The organism is Pseudomonas putida (genome assembly GCF_028682475.1).
GTDB lineage: Bacteria > Pseudomonadota > Gammaproteobacteria > Pseudomonadales > Pseudomonadaceae > Aquipseudomonas > Aquipseudomonas putida_AG.
In genome coordinates this window covers 1-23,119 of record NZ_JANHLE010000044.1, presented here as the reverse complement: position 1 = coordinate 23,119, position 23,119 = coordinate 1, and the positions used below count along the sequence as shown (strand labels likewise).

Here is a 23,119-nt window from a genome sequence, read left to right as displayed (position 1 = left end):
CGTTTCATCCTTGGTGTTCGGTGTGAAGGGTGGCGATCAGGCGAATCTGTTCTTCGTAGGCCTGGGCGAAGTCACGGGCCAGCAGGCGCTCGCTCCAGTCATCATCCTCACGCAGCGCCTGGTGATAGCGGTGGTATGCCCGCCAACGGCTGCCGGAAGTGGCCAGCAGCGGTTTGCTGTCGCGTTCGAAACGCAGGGTCAGCTGCTGTGGCGAGAAGTGCTCGAGGGTACTGCGCATCGCCGCGCGGCTGGCCGTCAACAACGCCACCTGATGCGCCTGTAAGTCGTTAAACGCCCGGGCGATTGCCTGCTCCGCCGGCAACTGGCCTGACTTGCTCTCCTGCAGCAGGATGCTCAGCGCTTCACTGGCGTCCTGGGCGAACTTGAGCGGGTTCCTGCTGCCGCTCTGGACGCTGGTCAGCGCCAGACGCAATTCGTTCTTCAGCTCACTACGGGTGCGCAGGCTCTGCTGCAATCCACCAATGCTTTGCTTGAGCAGGCGTGCGGCATTGATCGCCAGGGCTTCGCGGCTGTCCTGATCGAGGCCTTTGAGATCCACCCCCAGCGCTGCACCGAAGCGTTCCCAGAAGGTTTCACTCTGGCGCGCCATCGGGGCCGGCTCGACAGCGACCGGCACCTCGGGCGGCGCCACCAACTCCGGCACCAGCAGGCTTTCCATGTCGATACGGGCGAAATCTGCGCGTTGCTGTGGTTCCTGACGCGGCGTGTCGAGCGCGGCCAACTCGTCGATTTCCGAATACATCCGCTCCTGTTCATCCAGGGCGTTGAGCGGATCAAGGTCGAGGAACGCGTCATCGGGAATGGTACTGCCAGCGGCCTGAGGACGACCGGCCTCGACATCGACAGTCGCCGGATCGCGCACCAGCCGCGCGCGGACCTGAAAGCCCCCCAGCCTGTAGACGCTGCCGTGCTCGATACGCTGCGGCTCGCCCGGGCGCAGATAGGCGCCGCTGTCGATGTCCTGGGTACCGTTGGTGCTGGAATCGGTGAGGAAAAAAGACCCGTCGCGATAGCTGACGATCGCGTGGTGGTTGGACAACTCACGCGTTTTATCCTCAAGGAACCAGTAGCAATCCTCGGCCCGCCCGATCGCACCGCCCGCCGCGTCGAACGTTTTACTGCGCAACGCTGCGGGCACGGCCTGCTTGCTTTTCAGCAAGTCGAAAATCAGTTCCATCATGATGCTCCTTGCGCTCACTTGCCGCGATTGACCGCCTGCGGATCACCCAAGGGGCGATAGGTGTTGTCATTGAATTTGTAATTGCCGCTACAGCCGCCGAGGCCGCTGAGAACGACTAGAGCCAGCAGCGCGGCTTGCCAGTGACGAACAGACATCGGAAGGTCTCCATGGATAGACAAAGTCCGAAGCACCGGCCCTTGCGGGCGACGCTCCGAGAAAGGAAAAAGACGCTCGGGCCAGCCATGTCGTGCTAGCCCTCGAAGTCGCCGAGATTGATGTTCAGCCGCCCGAGGCGGTACAGCAGCGTGCGCCTGGGCAACCCCAGCTCACGGGCCGCCAGGGTCTGATTGCCGTCGTTCTTGCGCAGGCAATCGAGCAGTAGATGGCGCTCGACCTTTTCCAGACGCTCACGCAGGTTCAGCCCGGGTTCTTCCGGCAGTGCTTCGCTGCTCAGGGAGAAGTGCCCGGCCTGCAACTCGCCGCCCTCGCACAACAACACCGCGCGCTCCACCAGGCCCTTGAGCTCACGCACGTTGCCCGGAAAGCTGTAGTTCAACAGGTGATTGAGGGCGGACTCCGACCAGCTCACCGGGGCGCGCTGCAGGAAGTCGCAGGCCTTGGCGGCGAAGTGCCGGGCCAGCTCGAGGATGTCGTCTTCACGCTGGCGCAGGGGCGGTAACTCGATCGGGAACTGCGCCAGGCGGTAGTACAGGTCTTCGCGAAACGTGCCTTCGCTGACCAGCACAGCCAGGTCGCGATGGGTCGCGGCGATGATGCGCACATCGATCTTGTGCGTGTCGTTGGACCCCAGCGGACGAATCTCGCCCTCCTGCAGCACGCGTAACAGCTTGGCTTGCAGGGACAATGGCATGTCGCCGATTTCGTCCAGCAACAGGGTGCCGCCATTGGCTGCATCGAACAGCCCGGGCCGGTCGCGATCGGCTCCGGTGAAGGCACCTTTGCGGTAGCCGAACAGCTCGCTCTCCAGCAGGTTCTCCGGGAACGCCGCGCAGTTCTGCACGACCAGCATCCGCGAGCGCCGCGGGCCGCAGTCATGAATAGCGCGGGCCACCACTTCCTTGCCGGTGCCGGTCTCGCCACAGAGCAATACGGTATAGGGGCTGTGCAGCACCTTGCTGATCATCCGGCAGGTCTGACGCATGGCCGTGCTGTTGCCGATCAGCCCGTAACCGCTGGCGCTGACCGGCGGGCTGGCCACCGCTGTCGCCTCGCCTTGCGCACGGCGCGGGTGCTGCAGCAGATGCAGTTGCCCGAGCACGAACGCGCCCAGTTGCAGCAGGGAATCGGCGAACACCTGAAGCTCCACATGTTCACGGCTGGCGCACAGCAACAGACCTGCTACAGCCTTTTGTGCATTCACCAGCGGCACGCACAACAGCGACTGCCAGGGTACGTCCTGGGCCGGCAGAAAGCTGGTTTCGTGCACACTGCCACTCAGCCCGACCAGGCTCACCGTGCGGTTCTGGCACAGGGCGAATTGCAGCAGCTGCTCACCGTTGTAATCCGCCGCCAGGCTCTGCGCTTCCCGTGGTTGCAGGAAGCCGCCCAGGCATTCGGTGCTCAGTTCGAGCCGGGTATGGGTAGCGTCCAGCAGGTACAGCTGGCTCAGCTCGCAATTGCTCAGCGTGGCCGCAGCGCGCACGAAATCGCCTAGCAACGTGGCAGCGTCAGCCGCCCGGGACAGCTGGGTGAACTGGGCCAGCAGCGCCTCGGCGTAGACCAAAGGTTGCGCTACACGCGTGAACATCGCACCCACCTCAGGCGAACTCGCACGTCACGCCGCCGCTGTCGAACGTCGCGTGCACGCGCTTGAGGCACTCGCCAGTGGCCATGGCATCCAGCAGGCGGTCGGCCACCAACGGCAGCACATGCAAGTCGAGCAAGTGATCGATCAGACGCGCGCCGCTTTCGCTCTGGGTGCAGCGTTCGGCCAGGTGATCGACCAGATTCTGGCAATAGCTGAATTCCAGCTGGCGACGGCTAAGGCGCTCACCCAGACGGCCGAGCTTGATTTCGATCAGCTCACGCAGCACCGGGCCACCCACCGGGTAGTACGGCACAACGCGCATACGCGCCAGCAGCGCTGGTTTGAAATGCTTGCTGAGGACCGGACGGATGGTTTCTTCCAGTATCTCGGCACTCGGTCGTTCGCCGTTCTCGCACAGCGTGCTGATCCGCTCGCTGCCCAGGTTCGAGGTCATCAGAATCAGGGTATTGCGAAAATCAATCTCACGCCCTTCGCCATCGTTGACCACGCCTTTGTCGAAGATCTGATAGAACAGGTTGAGCACATCCGGGTCGGCTTTCTCGACCTCATCGAGGAGCACCACCGAATACGGCTTCTGCCGCACGGCCTCGGTGAGCATGCCGCCCTCGCCGTAGCCAACATAGCCTGGGGGCGCACCGATCAGCCGCGACACGGTGTGTTTTTCCTGGAACTCGGACATGTTGATGGTGGTGATGAACCGTTCGCCTCCGTACAGCAGGTCCGCCAGGGCCAGGGCGGTTTCGGTTTTGCCGACGCCGCTCGGCCCCACCAGCAGGAATACGCCCACCGGCGCATCCGGCTTGTTCAGGCCGGCGGCGGTGGCGCGCATCGAACGGTCCAGTGCCTGCACCGCTTGTTCCTGACCACGAATACGGGTGCGCAAGTCGCTGGCGAAACTGGCCACTTTGGCATTGTGCTCACGGGCCAGTTGCGACAGCGGCACACCGGTCCAGGCGCTGATCACTTCGGCCACCAGGCGTGGACAGACTTCGAAGCTGACCAGACGTTCTTGACGCTGGGCATCGCTCAGGGCGCGATGGGCTTCATCAAGGGCGGCTTCCAGGACCTCGACGCCCTGCCCCTCTGCCACCGACACCAACGCTGGCTGGCTGGCCGCTTCGCGGGCCTTGGCCAGTTGCTGGCGCAGTTCGAGCAGGCGCTCAGCCAGCGTGCGCTGCTCGCTCCACAGGGTTTCCAGGGTTTGCTGCTCGGCCTCGGCCAGTGCCAGACGATTCTCCAGCGCATCCAGTGCTTGCTGATCGATCGTCAGACCCGCTTCGCCATCGCGGCGCAGCGCCTGAAGCTGGCGGTTACCTTCAGCCAGCTCGCCACGCAGGCGTTCCAGACGCTGGGGCGGCGCCGCCAGGCTGATGCGCACCCGGGCACAGGCAGTGTCTAGCACGTCCACGGCTTTGTCCGGCAGTTGCCGGCCGGCCAGGTAACGGGCCGACAGTTCGGCCGCAGCCACCACCGCATCATCGCGCAGGTAGATACCATGGCTGTTCTCGTAGACCCGGGCCAGGCCACGCAAGATGGTCACCGCCTCGCCGACCGTCGGCTCATGCAGCTGCACCGGCTGGAAACGACGGGCGAGCGCCGGGTCTTTCTCGAAGTACTTCTTGTACTCGGCCCAGGTCGTGGCCGCGATGGTGCGTAGCTCGCCTCGGGCCAGGGCGGGCTTGAGCAGGTTGGCCGCGTCGGAACCGCCCGCATTGCCCCCCGCACCGATCAGGGTGTGGGCCTCGTCGATAAACAGAATGATTGGCTTGGGCGAGGCCTTGACCTCGTCGATCACGCCCTTGAGGCGGCGCTCGAACTCACCCTTGACGCTGGCGCCCGCCTGCAGCAGCCCCATGTCCAGCGCGAGCAACTCAACGCCCTGGAGCACCTGCGGCACTTCACCGGTGGCAATGCGCGAGGCGAGGCCTTCGACCACGGCAGTTTTACCGACGCCGGCCTCGCCGACCACAATCGGGTTGTTCTTGCGGCGACGGGCGAGAATGTCGACCATCTGGCGGATCGCGTCGTCGCGGCACAGCACCGGATCGAGCTTGCCTTCGCGTGCCTGCTGGGTCAGGTTGTGCGTGAAGCGCTGCAATAGTGACTCACCCGGCGCTGGCGGTTTGCCCATGCCCGGCGCTGGCTGCTGCGACAAGGCAAAATCCTTCAGGCGTTCGATGTTCAGCCTGGCCAGCAGCGGCTGGTAACGGCTGCCGGCGTAGCGCATCGGATTGCGCAACAGCGCCAGGATCAGCGCCGCCTGTTCGACCTGGCTCTGACCGAGTTCGAGGTTGGCCACCAGCAAGGCATCCTGCAGCCATTGCACGAGCTCGGGGGCGAACACCGGGTTGCGCGAAGCACTCTGCTCTGCCCGCGTCTGCAAGGCCGCGCTCAGTTCGCTGAGGTCCACGTCGGCGTCCTGCAACGCACGTGCAAGCAGGCCCTGCGGTCGCTCCAGCAGGCTCAGCAGCAGGTCTTCGATCAGGATCTTGCTGCCACCCCGGGCGACGCAGCGCTCGGCGGAGCTTTCCAGATCGCGGCGGGTTTCGGCGTCAAGTGCCTGGATAAGTTGCTGCAGATCTACGTTGATCATGTCATCTGTCCTTAAAGAGATTTGCTGCCCAGGGTCACCACACCGTCCGCGCGTTCGCGGCCGAGCCAGCTGGTCCAGCCGAGGTGGCAGGCGTTCTGCTCACCGATGCGCAGCTCGCGTATTTCTTCCTGGCGCAGGACCAGGCGGATGTCGTAGTCCAGCGGATCACGCAGGGTGAAGCGCACCAACGCGCAAAGCGGCTGGTAGCCGAAACCGATCGGCAGGAATTCGTGAAAGCGCTGCCAGTCCAGCTGACGGATATGAATGCGGAACTTGCCGCAGCGGTCGCGCACGCCCTCGCCCAGCACCAGATCCTGGCCAAGCACGCTGTTGGCGCGGCCCAAGCGGTTGCGTTGTTCTTCGAGAATCTCTACCCGGCGCTCGATGCACTGCTCGATCACCAGCTGCGCATGCTTGAAGTAGTAACGCAGTACGGCCTCGATCAGTGCCGCCGAGTGGGCCCGCAGGCTGAGCAGGCCGAGGTACGGCAGCAGGCGTCGCCAGTTCAGCTCCCTGGCTTTGCGGATGTCCTCGCCACCAAGGCCGATCAGGGCGAACAGCTGGGCCGAAAACGGGTCGAGCGCACCGCTCTTGAAACTGGCGCGGTAGCGGTACTTGCGCCAGATCGGCAGCATCAACCGCTGCAGACGATGGTGGAACAGATCGAGGAAGTGGCGGGTCGGGTTGCCGTCCTCGTTGTCGCCGAGGGCCTGCTCACCGTAAAACGCCGGCAGCGGCGATCCGGAGCCGAACAGCCCGATCAGGTTGAAACGCAGCCGCGCACGCAGTTGCCCGTGCTCGTGAAAAAACTCCACGCGATCGACGTCGCTGCCCGGGAAACCCAGGCTCGGATTGGCCTGGAACTCCAGCTGGTCGTAGAGTTCCTCTTCGCTCAGTTCTGGATGGGCATCGCGCAGGCGGCTCACCACCACCAGCACGGCCTGGTACAGCGAGTACTCGCGCACGACCCGTGTCAGTCCGCTTAAAGCAGGGGCTGCAGGCCCATACGGGGTGTCCATTGGTACACCTCTCCCTGTGTACTTTTTACCCGCAGCTCGTGATACGAGTTGAGACTGGCGTAAAGAGCGAAAAATTCGTTGAGGACCGAGGCGAACACGAACATGTCGCCCTCGCCGATGTAACCTTCCGGGTCGATGGTCAGCTCGGTGCGCAAACCGCGCATCGGCAAGCCGCGATGCAACCTGTCGACATGCTCGTGACGGATCGACTTGAGCCCGTTCAGCAGGCGCTTGCTGACTTTTTCCAGGTGCTGGTCGTAGTAGCGCGGCAGGTCGTAGGTTTCGAGGATCACCTTGAGCGCATCGAGGTTGGCCAGCGACAGATAGTTGAGCGACATGTTGCTGATCAGCTTCCACAGGAAGTCGCGATTCAGCGGTGGCGCGTAACTCGAGGTAGCCGCAGTAATATTGCTGAACCTGAGGAACTCCGGGGTCTGCGCACACGACCGGTTGATCTCGCCAAGCTTGAGACGCCGCGCCAGGTTCTGGTTGGTGCAGGTCAGCTCGATGGACAGGGTTTCGTGGACCTCGGTGTCACGGATGGCAAAGCTCAGGTAAGTGTCCAGGCCATCGTGCAGCAGCGAAGTCCGCTGGCGGACGCTGTAGTGCGGACGTCGTTGCGAGACATCGAAACTCGGGTCGTGCTCGAACGACTCGAACGGCACATAGTCCTGGTAAGTCAGGCTGCCGGGGTCCCAGCCGGTCACGGCGTCCACCGAGAACACCCCGCAGTGCTGCAGCTCGTAGACGGCCGGCAGCAACAGGTACTCATCCTGTTTGCCGTCGAGGCGGATCGGCAGGGCATCGTGCTTGAACAGGTTGACGATGGGCGTGCAATACAGCTTGACGTTTTCCAGGGTCGGGCGCAGGCGCTGGATGCCGCTCTTGCGAATGTCGAAGCGCACTTCCAGGCCGTGTGCCTGCTTGAGGGTGTCCTGCGGCAGCGACGAGAGCAGCTCCAGGCCGTCCAGATCGACGAACAGGAACTTGTCCTGAAACGCGAAGTACTCCTGCAGGTAGCGATAACCGCGAAACGTATTCAGCGGATACGGGATCAGTGCCTCTTCTTCGGCAAAGCCCACTGGCTGCACGCGATTGCCTGACAGCTTGAACGACACAGTGCTGCTGCCCTCCCCTGGAAACGGTTTGCCGTCCTTGTCCAGCGGCACCAGCTCGATGCCTTCGAGGTTGCGCAGCAGGCTCAGGTAGAGCATCTGGCTGATATAGCGCTCGCCCGCCAGGTGCAGGCGCAGACGGCTCAGGTTCACCTCGCTGAGATGGCCGTCGCAGCTCATCTCCAGACGCAGGCTGAGCAACGCGCCATCCCCTGTCATCGAGTAATTCAGTGCCGTCAGGTTCAGCGGCAGGATATCGGTCGGGTAGCAGGTGCGGAAACGGCAGCTCACACCATCGATGGGCTGGCTCTCCACCGGCGTATCACGCGCCACGCAAAGGGCCGGCCCGGACTGCTTGAGCGGCTCGAACTGGAGAATGCTGAACGCCGGCAGCGGGCGCATGTAGTTCGGCCACAACAGATGCATCAGCGAGTGACTCAGCTCCGGCAGCTCGTCATCGAGCTTCTGGCGCAGACGTCCGGTGAGAAAAGCGAACCCTTCGAGCAGGCGCTCCACATCCGGGTCCCGCCCGGCCTCGCCGAGAAATGGCGCCAACGCCGGACTACGCTCGGCGAAGCGGCGGCCGAGCTGGCGCAGGGCGGTGAGTTCGCTTTGGTAGTAGTGGTTGAAGGACACTTTGGGCTCCCTGCTTTTCGTGTTCGTTAACGTTGTGAAGTCAGTAGCATTGGCAACGACGCGCGTGTGGCTGACATCGTCGCCGGCTTAGCTGACCTTGACCTTGCCGCTGCCATCCAGGCGCGCGGTAAAACAGACCTGACGCTTGAAACCATCAACTTCCAGCAGGCCCTCAATGTTGAAGGACAGGCGCAGCTGATCGTGGTCACGCGGCAGGGAAACGACACGCACCTTGCTCAGGCGCGGCTCATAGGCCTCGATGAAGTTCTCGATGGCCACGCGCGCCTGGCTCAGGGCGTCGTGCAGACTCAGGCGCATGTCGTTGAGATCGGGCAACCCGTAATCGGCCAGCGTCTGCACGCTGCCCGCACGGGTGCTGAGCATCTTGTCCAGATGGGCAGCCACCGACGCCATGGCGCCAACCTCGCGGCTCAAGCCGGCACGTTTGCCGGCCTCGCCACTCAGGCGTTCGAAAAGGCTGCCGTATCCGCTCATGACCTGGCTCCTTTACTCTTTGTCCAGCTTGCCAACCAGCGACAAGGTGAAATCGGCCCCCATGTACTTGAAGTGCGGGCGCACGTTCAGGCTGACGCGGTACCAGCCCGGCTCACCTTCGACATCGCTGACGATGATCTGCGCGGCGCGCAGCGGACGACGGCCACGCACTTCGGCACTCGGGTTTTCCTGGTCGGCCACGTACTGACGGATCCACTTGTTGAGCTCCTGCTCGAGGTCGGTGCGTTCTTTCCACGACCCGAGTTGCTCGCGCTGCAGCACTTTCAAGTAGTGCGCAAGGCGGTTGACGATCATCATGTACGGCAGCTGGGTGCCGAGCTTGTAGTTCAACTCGGCGGACTTGCCTTCGGCACTGATGCCGAAGAATTTCGGCTTCTGCACTGAGCTTGCGGAGAAGAACGCGGCGTTGTCACTGCCTTTGCGCATGGTCAGGGAGATGAAACCTTCCTCGGCCAGCTCGTACTCACGACGGTCGCTGACCAGCACTTCGGTTGGAATCTTGGTTTCGATTTCGCCCATGCTTTCGAAGTGATGCAGCGGCAGGTCTTCTACCGCACCGCCGCTTTGCGGGCCGATGATGTTCGGGCACCAGCGGAACTTGGCGAAACTGTCGGTCAGCTTGGTACCGAAGGCGTACGCGGTGTTGCCCCACAGGTAGTGCTCGTGGCTGTTGGCAACGGTTTCCTTGTAGACGAAGGATTTGACCGGGTTCTCTTCCGGATCGTACGGGTTGCGCAACAGGAAGCGCGGCAAGGTCAGGCCGATGTAGCGCGCGTCTTCCGACTGGCGGAAGCTCTGCCATTTGGCGAATTGCGGGCCTTCGAAGTGATCTTTCAGATCCTTGAGGTCCGGCAGGCCGGTGAAGCTTTCCAGGCCGAAGAACTTCGGACCGGCCGCGGCGATGAAGGGCGCGTGGGACATGCAGGCAACGCTGGACACGTACTGCATCAGCTTGACGTCTGGCGAGCTGGGCGACATGAAGTAGTTGGCGATGATCGCGCCGACCGGCTGGCCACCGAACTGGCCGTATTCAGCGGTGTAGATGTGCTTGTAGAGGCCGGCCTGCATCACTTCCGGCGAGTCTTCAAAGTCGTCCAGCAGGTCCTGCTTGGAGACGTTGAGGATTTCGATCTTGATGTTTTCGCGGAAGTTGGTGCGTTCCACCAGCAACTGCAGGCCCCGCCAGGCCGACTCCAGGGACTGGAAGTCCTGGTGGTGAAGGATCTCGTCCATCTGACGGCTGAGCTTGGCATCGATCTCGGCGATCATGCGGTCAACCATGGCCTTCTTGACCGGCTCACCGTCGTTCTGCGGCTTGAGCAGCTCTTCGATGAAGGCCGACACCCCACGCTTGGCGATGTCGTAGGCCTCGTCGTCCGGCGTCAGGCGGGTTTCGGCGATGATGCTGTCGAGAATGCTGAACTCGCCGTTGTCGCTGCTTTTCTGTTGTGCTGCACTGGTGCTCATTGTGTTGGCTTCCTTGACTGATAGTGGCTCAGGCGTTCGGGGTGGCGGCGTTCAGGCCCAGCTCACCGAGCACCCGACCGCGCGATTCGTCGTCGGCGAGTACACCTTCGATGGCTTTACGGAATGCAGGGGCGTTACCCAACGGCCCTTTAAGCGCAACCAGCGCGTCGCGCAGCTCCATCAGTTTTTTCAGCTCCGGCACCTGCTGAACCAGGCTGGCCGGGTTGAAGTCCTTCATCGAATTGACACGCAGCTGAACTGCCAACTCTTCGCTGTCGCTGTCGTCCTGAAGACGGTTAGGCACGCTCAGCGTCAGGCTCAGTTCCTGCTTGGCCAGGACTTCGTCGAAGGTCACTTTGTCGATGCTGATCGGCTTGCGGTCTTCCACCTTGCGCTCGTCCAGGCGCTGGGTGTAATCGCCGATTGCCAGCAGCTTCAACGGCAGTTCGATTTCTTCCTGAGCCCCGCCGGTGGCGGGTTTGAAGGTGACGTTGATGCGTTCCTTGGGGGCTACCGAGCCTTCTTTGGCCATGGCTTTTCTCCTTGCGGTTGTTGGCCCTGAGGCCTATTCGAGTACCACTTCAAGATCGAGGTGGCACAGCCTGCGATAAATCTCTTCCTTGCGTTCTCGTACCGTGTGGTTCTGCGGCAACAACTCACAGCAGTTGTGCAGCATGTGCAGCACTTCCAGGGCAAGCTCCGGCTCCCAGGCGTGCAGGCCCGAGTGCTGGAGTTCTTGATCGAGGGTTTCGAGCTGGGTTTTGACCAGTTCGTACTTCTTGGCCATGAAACACAGGCGGGCCAGGCTGAGCTGCCAGAAAAACCGTGCGCGCCCGCCGTGGGCGTGTTGCAGGCCTTGCTTGAGGATCTGCACGGCCGCCTTGAGGCCATCCTTGCGCAGGATCGGCGCTACCTGCTCGAGGGCTTCTTCCCAGGCCGGCTGGCCGGCGCTCGCTTCGACCTTGCGCGGCTCGCTGGCGCTTTGCAGATGAGGCATGACGTGGGCGCTGATCCAGCTGCGGGTGGCCGGGTCGGCGAACGGCGCGCCGTCGTGAAAGCGCAGTTCGACGATCCCGGGCAAGCGCTGGAGCAGGAGCGCGAAGTGAAACTCCACTTCGCGCATCGCCTGATCGGCGTGCAACGCCTGCAAGCATTCCCAGACCAGGCGCTGGCCGTCGAACCAGAACGGCGCCCGCGCCAGACTGGCTTCGACCTCCACCAGCAGATCGGCGTATTGCCCGTTGCTGTAGCGTTCCTGGTAAGCCTTCAGCTTGTCGACCGGCAGCCCGCGCAGAGCAGTGATCTGCTCGCTGTTGCGCTCGGGCACGGCATCGATGGGCAGCCACAGCAGGGTGCGATTCAAGCGTAGCGCGCGCGTATCGACGGCTTTCTGCTTGAGCCACCAGGCGCACAGGGGACGGGCGCCTTCCTGCAACGCACGCAGGGCCTTCTGGGCTTCCTTCTCGTTGTCGACCGGGGCACCGGGGGTGAACAGCTGGGCGGCCGCCTGCTGGACTTGTGCCGCTACCGCACGGGCGATACCAAGCTCCGGCTGATTGTCCGCGGCACGCTGGACCATGGTGTTCAAGCGACGGCACAGCGGCAACAGCAAAGGCGCGTCATCCGCCAGATGCGCTGTGAGCAAGGCATCCAGGCCTTCCAGGTGCTCGACCATGCAGCGGAACAAGGGCAACTGCTCCTTGATCGGAATGCTATCGCTCAACACTTGCTCAAGACGCAGCACCAGCCAGTTGACCGCCGCCGCACGCGTGCGCCCTTTGGCAGGGTGAACCTGCGGCCAATGGTGTTCGCACAGGTGGTGCAGCAAGCCAATCCCTGCCACCAGGCCCGGGAAGGATTCACGCTGGTACAGCGCCCAGGTCAACCAGGCTGCAACCCGCAGATCCTTGGATTGAGTACGCAGCAAGCCCTCGGCACTCTCTTGCACTTTCAGCCAGTCGATCTGGCCGCTTTCATGCATCGATTGTGCTTTGGCCAGCTCATTTTCCAATGCCTCGAACTCGCTCGAAAATCGAACGTCTTCGCCGGCAAAACCTTGTTCGCCAATCGCCGACTTCGCGAGCGCTAGATAGTGAGCTGATAGCTTGCTTGAGTAAGACATTTATGACTTTTTCATTGAAGTTGACCGATGCAAACCCTTGGCTTTAATTTGCTTTGCGCATGAGCGAAATATCCAGAACATGCTGCCCCGGGCACCCGCCTTCAACATAAGCAAAAGTCGCTTATCAACGCCGTGCAACGCGACAGAAAAATCGAAATCCGAAGATACTCTGCACGGGCAAGAGTTCCCATAAGACGTTTCTTAAAGACCTGTGGGAATTTTCCCAGAGCAATGATTAGAAGCGCCGACCATCAAGTAGCGGCATTGAAAATTTGTGGTGAGCGAGTGACACTGGATATCAATTCAGCCCAGGGAAACCCTGAGGCCTGGCTAGACGTGAAACATGAAAATTTAAGGCTTCGCCGAGCAGATATCAGGACTTTCCAATGGAAAAAACACTATTTTCCCTTTTTGCTCTATTGCTACTGCCAGGCTGCCAGGCGCAGTCACCTCCCCTGCCTGAAAGCCAGAAACTGACTCCCGAAAAAGTCGCCCAGATCGCTGCTACTATCGATCAGAAATATCCAAAGCTTTCCACCGAGATCCGCAGCAAGCTGTTGAATACCGTCGTGCAGTCGCTGGACAATATGGTGTTTGTCGAAGGCGGCGAGTTTCAGATGGGGGATTTTGGTTGGCCGTATGATGATGCCCCTACAAATATGTGCGATTGGCCATGCAGCGTGGACCCAGAACAGATGGGCCGTATTAGCATGCACGGTGACGACGACTTCGTTCACCCTGTTAAGTTGAGCAGTTTCTCCCTGTCGAAATACCAAACAACCCTAGGGGATTTCGATCTGTTCTTTATCGCTCAAGGCAAACCCGTCTTCGATGCAGAAGATCGCAAGCGAGAGGACTTGCAAGAATTGTTTTACGCGCCAAACCTACCTGCGCCAACGAAAAGCTGGCAAGAAGCCAAAGACTACTGCACCTGGCTAGGGGCACTGAGTGGCTTTACAGTGGATCTGCCTACGGAGGCCCAGTGGGAGTATGCCGCTCGGAGTCGTGGCCAAAATGTATTTTTTTCTACCGACAATGGAAGCCTGGACTATGGGCGTAACTTTCCTGCGCCCGGTAAAGGTCAACGCCTTACCTTTGCCGTTGACAGCTTTGTCCCTAACCCGCTAGGGATTTACAACCTTTCTGGAAATGCCACCGACTGGGTCAACGATTGGTACGACAAAGACTATTACCGCCATTCACCACTGGAAAATCCTACTGGCCCCGAAACAGGCGTACACCGGGTTCTTAGAGGATCGAATTATCCAGAAGACCCGTTGCTCAGTGCTAGTACTGTACGGCGTTGGGCAGAGGAACCTGTAAGAAAACAGCATGTTCCAGGCTATAGCTTCCGCTGCGCGATTAAATCCAATAAGCAGCTATAGAGCTGTATCAATGAGGGCAATATAAATACTCCGCCCTTTCTTCTTATCACCAAGATTAGATTACCAACAAACAATTGAGCAACTTAATTTATGGCCATAGAGAAATTATTTCACATATACAGCGACACCCCTTTGGCAAGGCGAATTCTAATACCTTTCGGTGTTTTACTGCTGACAGGCTGTCAAGCGCAATTGCCCCACCCTAAAAGTCAGAAGCTATCGCCCGACAAAGTCGCCGAGATCGCTGCTACTATCGAACAAAAATACCCGAAGCTTTCCACCGAGATCCGCGGCAAGCTGTTGAATACCGTCGTGCAGTCGCTGGACAATATGGTGTTTGTCGAAGGTGGCGAGTTTCAGATGGGGGATTTTGGTTGGCCGTATGATGATGACCCTGCAAATTTATGTGACTGGCCGTGTGGGGTCGAGCCGGACCGGATGGGCCACATCACGATGTTCGGAGATGACGACTTCGTTCACCCTGTAAAGTTGAGTAGCTACTACCTATCGAAATTTCAAGTGAAGCTTGGGGACTTCGATTTGTTTTTTACTGTTCACGGTAAGCCGCTATTCGATTACGAATATAGAAAGCGTAAAGACCTACAGCATCTCTTTCAACCAAATCTTCCCGCGCCTACTAAAAGCTGGCAAGAAGCCAAGGATTATTGCGGCTGGCTGGGTCAGCTCAGTGGTTATCCCGTGGATCTACCGACTGAAGCGCAATGGGAATATGCTGCTCGAAATCGCGGCCAGCATGTAATATTCCCTACAGATAATGGTAGCTTGAACTACGGACGAAATTTCCCAGAACCCAATAGATCAGACACTTTCCCGGTAGACCTGTTTGTCCCTAACCCACTGGGAATTTACAACCTTTCTGGAAATGCGACTGACTGGGTCAATGACTGGTATGACAAAGACTATTATCGCTATTCTCCCGTCGAAAATCCTAAAGGGCCAGGCACCGGTACCCAACGAGTTTGGCGGGGTACAAATATGCTGGAGGATCCATTGCTGAGTGCCAGCACCGTCCGCCGCTGGGGTGTTGAGCCGACACAAAAGGACTATTATGCCGGCGTCAGTTTTCGCTGCGCAATCCAGACAGCAATACCGTTCTGATTGAAAAAACAAGGATACTGACCACATTCATTATTAAGAGCACCAATAGCTTTAAGCTAAGCTACCCCTAAAGATTGTACGTTACACATGGTTTGCGACTCGCTCATTAGGCATAAGGACTCACCTATGTTTAGGCAGACACTGTTGCCTCTTTGCACACTATTACTGCTGACAGGCTGCCAGGCGCAATCGCTTCCCCTGCCAGAAAGCCAGAAACTGCCGCCCGAAAAAGTCGCCCAGATCGCTGCTACCATCGATCAGAAATATCCAAAGCTTTCCACTGAAATCCGCGGCAAGCTGTTGAATGCTGTGGTGCAATCACTGGACAACATGGTGTTTGTCGAAGGTGGCGAGTTTCAGATGGGAGATTTTGGTTGGCCGTATGATGATGATCCCGAAAATTTATGTGAATGGCCTTGCGGGGTAGAGCCGGAGCGCATGGGGCATATCACTATGTTCGGAGATGACGACTTCGTTCACTCCGTCAAGTTGAGCAGCTACTATTTATCGAAATTCCAAGTTAGCCTGGGAGACTTCGATTTGTTTTTTACAGCTCACGACAAACCGCTATATGACACAGAACATAGGAAGCGAAAAGATTTAAACTATCGTTATCAACCGAACCTTCCTGCAGCTACTAAAAGCTGGCAAGAGGCTAAGAATTACTGTTACTGGCTGGGTCAGGTGAGTGGTTATCCGGTTGATCTACCGACGGAAGCGCAATGGGAATACGCTGCTCGAAACCGCGGCCAGCATGTAGTGTTCCCTACAGATAATGGTAGCCTGAACTACGGACGAAACTTCCCAGAGCCAGGTGAGCTGAGAACATTTCCAGTCGATAAATTTGTCCCTAATCCGCTGGGCATCTACAACCTTTCGGGCAACGCGACAGACTGGGTCAATGACTGGTACGACAAAGATTATTACCGGTATTCACCCGTCGAAAATCCGCAAGGACCAGACACAGGCACCCAACGAATTAGACGAGGCACGAGTGTGCTGGAAGATACAGTTGCGACTGCCAGTACCGTTCGCCGCTGGGGTGTTGAGCCGGTACAAAAAAATTACTACCCTACAGTCAGTTTTCGCTGCGCAGTTCAGTCAACAACACCGTTCTGATTTGAAATAACATGGACACTCTTAGGCGTATGGATTTACCTATGTTTAGGCAGACACTGTTGCCTCTTTGTACACTATTACTAACAGGCTGCCAGGCGCAATTACTTCCCCTACCTGAAAGCCAAAAACTGTCGCCCGACAAAGTCGCCCAGATCGCTGCTACTATCGATCAGAAATATCCAAAGCTTCCCACCGAGATCCGCAGCAAGCTGCTGAATACCGTTGTGCAGTCGCTGGACAATATGGTGTTTGTCGAAGGTGGTGAGTTCCAGATGGGGGATTTTGGTTGGCCGTATGATGATGATCCCGAAAATTTATGTGACTGGCCTTGCGGGGTAGAGCCGGAGCGGATGGGGCACATCACAATTTTCGGAGATGATGACTTCGTTCATCCCGTTAGGCTGAGCAGCTACTACTTGTCGAAATTTCAGACAACAATAGGTGACTTCGATTTATTTTTCATTGCTCAGGGAAAACCTGTTTTTAATTCCGAACGCCGTGAACGTGAAGATTTAAAATCTCTACACAGCCCCAATCTTCCGGCCCCCGCCAGAAGCTGGCAAGAGGCGGAGGAATACTGCGGTTGGCTAAGTCAGTTGAGTGGTTACCCCGTTGATCTACCGACGGAAGCGCAGTGGGAGTTCGCTGCCCGTAATCGCGGACAGTATGTGATCTTCCCTACAGATAATGGCAATTTGAATTACGGGAGAAACTTTCCACAGCCCGATGAAATGGACACATTTCCAGTAGATAAATTTGTCCCTAACCCACTGGGGATCTACAATCTTTCCGGCAACGCAACGGACTGGATTAATGACTGGTATGATAAAGATTATTATCGATATTCGCCTGTCGAAAATCCTCAAGGACCAGACACGGGAACCCAACGAGTATGGCGAGGTGCAAATATGCTAGAGGGCCCGACTCTAAGCGCCAGCACGGTGCGCCGCTGGGGCGTTGATCCGACACAAGGCGGCCATTATGCCGGCGTCAGTTTTCGCTGTTCTATTCAATCAGCAATACCGTTCTGATTTAAACACCAAAGAAACTCTTGACCATACTTACTGTTATTAGCACCAATAACTTTAAGCTAAGCCGCCCCTAATGACTGCACGTCATACATGGCTTTCGACTCGCTCATTAGACATAAGGATTTACCTATGTACAGGCATACACTGCTACCTCTTTGCACACTATTACTGCTGACAGGCTGCCAGGCGCAATCGCTTCCCCTGCCTGAAAGCCAGAAACTTCCTCCCGAAAAAGTCGCCCAGATCGCTGCTACTATTGATCAGAAATATCCAAAGCTTTCCACCGAGATTCGCGGCAAGCTGTTGAATACCGTCGTGCGGTCGCTGGACAATATGGTGTTTGTCGAAGGTGGCGAGTTTCAGATGGGGGATTTTGGTTGGCCGTATGATGATGATCCTACAAATATGTGCGACTGGCCATGCGGTGTGGACCCGGAGCGGATGGGACGTATCAGCATGCACGGTGATGATGACTTCGTTCATCCGGTTAAGCTGAGCAGTTACTCTTTATCGAAATACCAGACAACCCTGGGGGATTTCGATTTGTTTTTTGTCGCTCAGGGCAAACCATTGTTTGATGCAGAAAATCGTAAGCGAGAAGATTTGAAGGAAATTATTTATTCGCCCACCCTTCCTGCACCGACCAAAAGTTGGCAAGAGGCCAAGGAGTATTGCGGTTGGTTAGGAAGACTGAGTGGTTTTCCAGTGGATCTGCCTACAGAGGCCCAGTGGGAATTTGCCGCCCGGAATCGTGGCCAGCATGTGTTTTTTTCTACTGATAATGGGAGTCTGAACTATGGGCGTAATTTTCCTGCATCCGGCAAAGGTGATCGCCTCACCTTTGCCGTTGATAGCTTTGTGCCTAACCCACTAGGAATTTACAACCTTTCTGGAAATGCCACTGACTGGGTCAATGATTGGTACGACAAAGACTATTACCGCCGTTCACCACTTGAAAACCCTACCGGCCCTAAGACAGGCAAACTACGTACCCTCAGAGGATCAGGGTACGGCGAAGGCCCGTTACTTAGTGCTAGTACGGTGCGGCGCTGGGGAGAAGAACCTGTAAGAAAGCGGCATGTCCCAGGCTTTAGCTTCCGCTGCGCGATTCAATCCGATCAGCCTCTATAGGCCAAAGATATTAAGGACGAAATCGCGCCCTTATTATTTTTCAAACATTAGGCCAATCCATCAAACTTACCACTGCGCTGTGCGGCTAGGAGCACCTTCTCTTTACGCCAAGCATTGCTAGGATTCCAAGGTGCTCGATCTGAGTTGCTGGGTGACTGATTAATCGCGAGACTGTCAATAAAACGATTGAACTGATTTTGTTCATACCCATCGAGCAAGGCGTTGATTCGCTCCAAACTACCCATGGCATTGACCTTTTTTCCGCCGAGCGAACAATGCTCTAACACCTCCATGAATTGCCGCCAGCGACGTACTTCGGAAAGAAGAATGACCAGAGCCCGCTCCTGTTTTTCGTTGAACATGCCAATCCTTCCCGCGGCCACACCCTCTGTTAGCAGGTAAACCATTGGACCAATGGTTTCCGGTGGCAATACACGGAGAGGTACTTCCTGCTCACCAACTCTCATGATTTTATCTTCCTTATGTGCAATCAAGTAGTCAGCCAGTGCCTCAGCCTCAATCTTGGTGGCCTGCCTCTCTTTCCACCATAAAGCCATATCGTTAAAACCGTCTTCAAACGCCTTGCTGATCGTCGCAGTTGGAGAAGTCGCCACTTGATACAACCCCGAGGCCATATACTGGAAAGCATCCTCAGTCACCCCCAATAGATACCTATAGTCCATATCCGCCAACGCATTGCAAAGCAGCAATGTCAGCTTCCCGACCTCCTCGATATCCACCACCGTACCAAATCCGCCCCCAGCCCCCGGACCTAACACAAGCGATCCTCTGCAATTAAATGCCAACCGGTTATTGGTAATACTTAGACCAAACTCACCGTCCCCTCCTATCCCCAAAGCCGCATTCCCTTCCGCGCTGATTTTCGCCAACGCGACCCAATTGCTGCTGGCATTGGCCTGGCCGACGACTGCCTCTCCCGTCCCTTGCTTGTCCGGCGCCACCCACTCAAAGGAACCGCTTAGCACGCCGCCTACTTGCGCCCCGGCAAACAGATCGCATTTGGCCCCAATGTTGCCATTGGGGCCGACCCCGATAGACGGAGTACCTAACAAAGCAGTAGCACCTGCCGGGGTTTCGTCAGGCTTGTACTGCGTTTTAACTCCGGCCTCACCCTGCATCTTGGCACCCGCAAAGCATGACAACTCCAACTTGCCGCTCAGGCGAAACACCCCCATGGGATGCAGCACCTCCTTACCCAAGGCATTGCGATAGGACATGTTCGCAACATGCCCGCCCTGGTCAGGGAAGTACGCATTCAGTGAAACCGAAGCCTCCGCCATTGAAATTGCCGCACTGGCTTTGCCCCCTACATCGATGCTGCCTTCCTGGGGATTCCAGCTATTCACTCCGGCACTGGTGCTGGCGGCGAAACGCAGCGCCTGAGCCTCTGCCGATACGGCATAGGGGGCGGCGTCGCTCTGGTTGGAGGTCCACGTTGCTTCCTGATACAAGGCGTTGAGCAGGTTGTCCTTTTTGCTGTTCCAACTGATGAGCTTGAATTCAAGGCTGCCCAAAGGGCCGGCCTTGCGCCCGGCACCGACCCTCGCCTTGATGTCCTTGATCAGGTCGCTTGCCAGTTGTTTGCTGAACGGTTTGCCGGCCATGATCCGCGTCGAGACGCGAACCTTCCAAGAGGTGGTTTCGCGGTACGGGATCGAGATGTAGTGGCGCCGGGTGGGGTCGCTGAACAGGATGATTTCCACCACGTTAATGCCGGTCTTGGTTTGTTTGCCCTTCTTGCGTGCAGAGCTGACCCCCTGACCATATTTAAGGTCAGGGACGGCGCTCTTGGCATTCGTTGCACTGTCTTCCGGCTCGGCTTCTTTCACTTGCGCCAGTTCGGCACGGAGTTTGCCGATTTCCCGATCCAGTTCCAGGACCTTCTTGTTCTGCAAGGACTTCCAGTTGGACTCGAATTGCGTGGTGCTAAACACACCGGGTTTGTAGTCCTGATACCAGTCACGCGCTTCCTGCAAAGTCGCCAGTCTGCTCTGCAGGTCTTTGGCAGTGGTGAGGGGCACAGTTGTGGCGGGCTGCGGTTTGCTCTCGCGCATCAGCAACCCGGCTCCTTCGGCCTTCTCCGCCCAGGCCTCTTTGACGCAGCCCGCACAGGCGCAACTGGCCTTGGAGTCCTGAAGCTTCTTGCACTGCAGCGCGGGCAAGGCTTTGGCCAGATTCTGATGCAGTTCATCCATCAGCTTCTGCACCGCGTTGATTTCCTGCTTCAGCGCCTTGGACTGCTTGTCGGTCAATACATAGAAATGCGGCTCGCCAGTAATGTGCGCGACGTCAACCAGTTCCTCGTCACATTCGGCTTGGCCTTTGACCGTGGTCGAACTGGTGTTATGCGCATGCATCGGTGGCGGCAGTTCGGGCTTTGGCGCCGAACCGGGAAGTTTCAGCTCCCAGCCGGGCTTGATGTGGTCGGGGTGGCTGATGATCGGGTTAAGCGCCTGGATCTCAGCTACTTTCGCGCCATGTTGGCGGGCAATCTGCCCCAGGGTATCGCCATATTTAACGGTGTAAGTGCTGCTCATTGATCATCGTCCTTGTGACTTAGAGGCGCTCAAGCTCAATCAGCTTGTCGCCAAGACCCAAATCTTCACGAGCCAATAGTTCGGTGTGCGCAGATTGACCCCAGAAGCCATCGCCCTTGCTCAGCGACAGGCGCAACCAGCGCTCCTGCTCGGCCGGTTGCAGGTACCCTGCTTGCTGGGCTGCCCGGAGCTGCCGGTACACAAAAGCCACCGGCTCGGGCATGGGCAATACCGCCTGATAATCCTGAGCAAAACGCCCGGCCAGTACCTTCAAGCGCTGCTGATCCATCAGGGCCTGGCGCTCGTGCCCCAGGTGCAACCAACCTGGGGCTTGAACGTCAGGTTCAAATTCCGGGTGTGGATGCGCCTGATGACGCCAGCCCAGTTCGTTGCGCCAGGCAATGTCGGTAGCCGGCCCCATGAACCGCAACAGCTCGGTTTCATCGAGGCTGCTCAGCAACGGCTCCAGCCAGCGCGGTTCAAAAAAGCGCATCATCCGGGCGGGTGATTCATCGGTGCTGACCGTGAGCAGGCTGCGCCAATGTTCAACGGCCTGGTCGAAGGCCTGTTCATTCTTGAGGTAGGCCACACACCCGGCATCGGCCTGCTCAAGCAACGTACGGGCATACGCCAGCAACGTACCGGTCAGCGGACCCAGCAAGGCGAATGGCCCTGCGATCTGCAAGGCGGTATAGGGCGTGTTGTCGAATAGCGGGACGCAACGTTGAGTGCCGTCGCTCATGGCCTGCTCAAGATGAGCCTGCAAGTCCGGATCAACACCGGCATCCACAATCACACACAAGGTTCCTGACGCTGCGGGCGCCTGAAAGGGTGACGCGACGGAGTGAATCATGGCGTTTCACCTGGTTGATGGACGGGACATTGACCTGATGCATCGAGCTGGCAACCCGGAAGCGGCAAGAGCGCACCGGCCAGCGATTGCTGTTGATAGGACGCCAGGCTGGGAAGCGCTAATGCAGCGGGGGTCGACAGCCCTTCAAGCATTCCAGGCAGCACGGGGGAAGCAGCGGTTCCCGCAGCGGGTGCGCCGCCGATTTGAATCTCGCTACTGCTGAAGATGCCGCCAGGCCCGACCACAATGTGCTGGCCGCCGCCTTTCAAGGTGATGCTGGCGCCGGCATCGAGGATCACATGGGCGCCTGCTTTGAGGTGCACTTGCTGACCCGCTTCAACCACCAGTGCTTGCCCGACCCGGGTATGGCTGCTGCTGGCGACCTGCAGGTGGTCGTTGGCTTTGAGTTCGACCTTGCGATCCGCAGTCACGGTGCGCTGGTCTTCAGCCTCCAGCACCGCAATGCTGTTGCCCTTGATGGTTTCCCGGCGTTCGTGACCGACCTCCAGCTGGCTGTCGTTCTCGATCTTCTGCTCCAGGTTGCGCTGGGCACGCAGGTAGATTTTTTCCTGCCCGGCCCGGTCTTCAATCGACAGTTCGTTGTAACCGCCACCGGCGGGCGAACTGCGGCTGCGCAACACGGTCTTGGTTTTGTTCGCGGGCAAGGGATACGGCACCGCCGTGCGCGTGTTGGGCACACAGCCGGTAATCAACGGCCGGTCAGGATTGCCCTCCAGGTAGGTCACCACCACTTCCATGCCGATGCGCGGAATGGTCACCGCGCCAAAGCCCTCCCCGGCCCAGCTGGATGAAACCCGCAGCCAGCAACTGCTCTTGTCGCTGTTCAGCGCGGCGCGATCCCAATGGAACTCGACTTTCACCCGGCCATGCTCATCGCAGAAGATTTCTTCGCCCTCAGGCCCGGTGACCCGAGCGGTCTGGCTGACCAGCACCGATTTTCGGGTGACCAGCGGTGGTCGATAGAACACGTCCCAGGGGATGGCACTGAAGCGGTTGCGGTAGCCTTGGTTGAAGCCGTCTTTGGGCGGTTTTTCGCTGCTGGCCGACTCCTCCAGCACCTGCGGCTGCTTGCCTTCGTGGCTCACGCTGAGCAACAGCCACAAGTCGTTGCAGGCTTTACGCGGGTGTTCGCACAGGTCGAAGAAATGACCGCTACGCAGGCTCGGCTGATCGCTTTTGCCTTCGGCCAGCTGGTAGTCGATTCGATGCCGTTCCAGGGCGCGGCGGGCCAGTTGTTTGCCGCGGTCTTCGGTGTCGATCGGCGTGGGGTAGTGGTAATCCTCAAGCGCCGGTTTGAACTCGGCGGTGTAGCGGTTTTCCACCAACCGGCTGGGACGTTTCAGGTCGTAATCGCGCCGGGTGACGGTACTGGTCCGGGTGTTGACGCGCCGGGAGAACTGGCTGATGACCGGATGCTCGGCCACCTGCCCGGTGCCTTGCTGAA

The 23,119-nt window shown here is 58.4% G+C and carries 18 protein-coding genes; 5 read left to right on the top strand and 13 right to left on the bottom strand.

Translation table 11 applies throughout. From position 1 onward, the window contains the following. Positions 1-4 precede the first annotated feature (4 nt). The 10 genes from tagH to tssA all read right to left on the bottom strand — a co-directional run bounded on the left by tagH (position 5) and on the right by tssA (position 12,458). Positions 5-1,198: a type VI secretion system-associated FHA domain protein TagH gene (tagH, locus tag NPS47_RS24050; protein WP_274297240.1), complete on the bottom strand. Its 1,194-nt coding sequence runs from the start codon at positions 1,196-1,198 to the stop codon at positions 5-7. Positions 1,199-1,215: 17 nt separating this feature from the next. Then, the gene (locus tag NPS47_RS24045; protein ID WP_274297239.1) at positions 1,216-1,356 is read right to left on the bottom strand and encodes a type VI secretion protein; all 141 of its coding nucleotides are present in this window, start codon (positions 1,354-1,356) and stop codon (positions 1,216-1,218) included. 95 nt (positions 1,357-1,451) lie between these two features. Then, positions 1,452-2,969 (bottom strand): sigma-54 interaction domain-containing protein, encoded by a 1,518-nt coding sequence (locus NPS47_RS24040; RefSeq protein WP_274297238.1) that lies wholly within the window; start codon positions 2,967-2,969, stop codon positions 1,452-1,454. 10 nt (positions 2,970-2,979) lie between these two features. Further along, on the bottom strand, positions 2,980-5,583 hold the full coding sequence (gene tssH / locus NPS47_RS24035) for a type VI secretion system ATPase TssH (protein WP_274297237.1): 2,604 nt from the start codon (positions 5,581-5,583) through the stop codon (positions 2,980-2,982). An 11-nt stretch (positions 5,584-5,594) separates the two neighbouring features. After that, positions 5,595-6,602, bottom strand: a complete 1,008-nt coding sequence (gene tssG, locus NPS47_RS24030) for a type VI secretion system baseplate subunit TssG (protein WP_274297236.1) — start codon at positions 6,600-6,602, stop codon at positions 5,595-5,597. Beyond that, positions 6,566-8,353: a type VI secretion system baseplate subunit TssF gene (tssF, locus tag NPS47_RS24025; RefSeq protein WP_274297235.1), complete on the bottom strand. Its 1,788-nt coding sequence runs from the start codon at positions 8,351-8,353 to the stop codon at positions 6,566-6,568. Before tssF ends, tssG begins: the two co-directional genes overlap by 37 nt. 87 nt (positions 8,354-8,440) lie before the next feature. Next, a complete protein-coding gene (gene tssE, locus NPS47_RS24020) occupies positions 8,441-8,848 on the bottom strand; it encodes a type VI secretion system baseplate subunit TssE (protein WP_274297234.1) in 408 nt (135 codons plus the stop codon). Positions 8,849-8,860: 12 nt separating this feature from the next. Then, entirely contained in the window at positions 8,861-10,336 is a 1,476-nt protein-coding gene (gene tssC / locus NPS47_RS24015) for a type VI secretion system contractile sheath large subunit (RefSeq protein ID WP_274297233.1), read from the bottom strand. A gap of 28 nt (positions 10,337-10,364) precedes the next feature. Further along, entirely contained in the window at positions 10,365-10,868 is a 504-nt protein-coding gene (gene tssB, locus NPS47_RS24010) for a type VI secretion system contractile sheath small subunit (protein WP_274297232.1), read from the bottom strand. Between the two features lie 33 nt (positions 10,869-10,901). After that, the gene (tssA, locus tag NPS47_RS24005; protein ID WP_274297231.1) at positions 10,902-12,458 is read right to left on the bottom strand and encodes a type VI secretion system protein TssA; all 1,557 of its coding nucleotides are present in this window, start codon (positions 12,456-12,458) and stop codon (positions 10,902-10,904) included. A gap of 386 nt (positions 12,459-12,844) precedes the next feature. Here tssA and NPS47_RS24000 point away from each other — a divergent pair, with 386 nt between their 5' ends. The 5 genes from NPS47_RS24000 (at position 12,845) to NPS47_RS23980 (ending at position 18,243) form a co-directional block, all read left to right on the top strand. Continuing rightward, positions 12,845-13,843 carry a formylglycine-generating enzyme family protein gene (locus tag NPS47_RS24000; RefSeq protein ID WP_274297230.1) on the top strand — a complete coding sequence of 333 codons (999 nt, stop codon included), beginning with the start codon at positions 12,845-12,847 and terminating at the stop codon, positions 13,841-13,843. A 90-nt stretch (positions 13,844-13,933) separates the two neighbouring features. Then, the gene (locus tag NPS47_RS23995; protein ID WP_274297229.1) at positions 13,934-14,962 is read left to right on the top strand and encodes a formylglycine-generating enzyme family protein; all 1,029 of its coding nucleotides are present in this window, start codon (positions 13,934-13,936) and stop codon (positions 14,960-14,962) included. 126 nt (positions 14,963-15,088) lie between these two features. Next, entirely contained in the window at positions 15,089-16,081 is a 993-nt protein-coding gene (locus NPS47_RS23990) for a formylglycine-generating enzyme family protein (protein ID WP_274297228.1), read from the top strand. Between the two features lie 41 nt (positions 16,082-16,122). Then, entirely contained in the window at positions 16,123-17,112 is a 990-nt protein-coding gene (locus tag NPS47_RS23985; protein ID WP_274297227.1) for a formylglycine-generating enzyme family protein, read from the top strand. A 129-nt stretch (positions 17,113-17,241) separates the two neighbouring features. After that, entirely contained in the window at positions 17,242-18,243 is a 1,002-nt protein-coding gene (locus NPS47_RS23980; protein WP_274297226.1) for a formylglycine-generating enzyme family protein, read from the top strand. 47 nt (positions 18,244-18,290) lie between these two features. Here the strand turns inward: NPS47_RS23980 and NPS47_RS23975 are convergent, their stop codons facing one another. The 3 genes from NPS47_RS23975 to tssI form a co-directional block, all read right to left on the bottom strand. After that, positions 18,291-20,801, bottom strand: a complete 2,511-nt coding sequence (locus NPS47_RS23975) for a LysM peptidoglycan-binding domain-containing protein (protein WP_274297225.1) — start codon at positions 20,799-20,801, stop codon at positions 18,291-18,293. A gap of 19 nt (positions 20,802-20,820) precedes the next feature. Continuing rightward, complete coding sequence (locus NPS47_RS23970; protein WP_274297224.1) at positions 20,821-21,654, bottom strand: DUF4123 domain-containing protein; 834 nt, start codon at positions 21,652-21,654, stop codon at positions 20,821-20,823. After that, the coding region (tssI, locus tag NPS47_RS23965) for a type VI secretion system tip protein TssI/VgrG (RefSeq protein WP_274297223.1) at positions 21,651-23,119 on the bottom strand (1,469 nt) is incomplete at its 5' end. The genes tssI and NPS47_RS23970, both read right to left, overlap by 4 nt.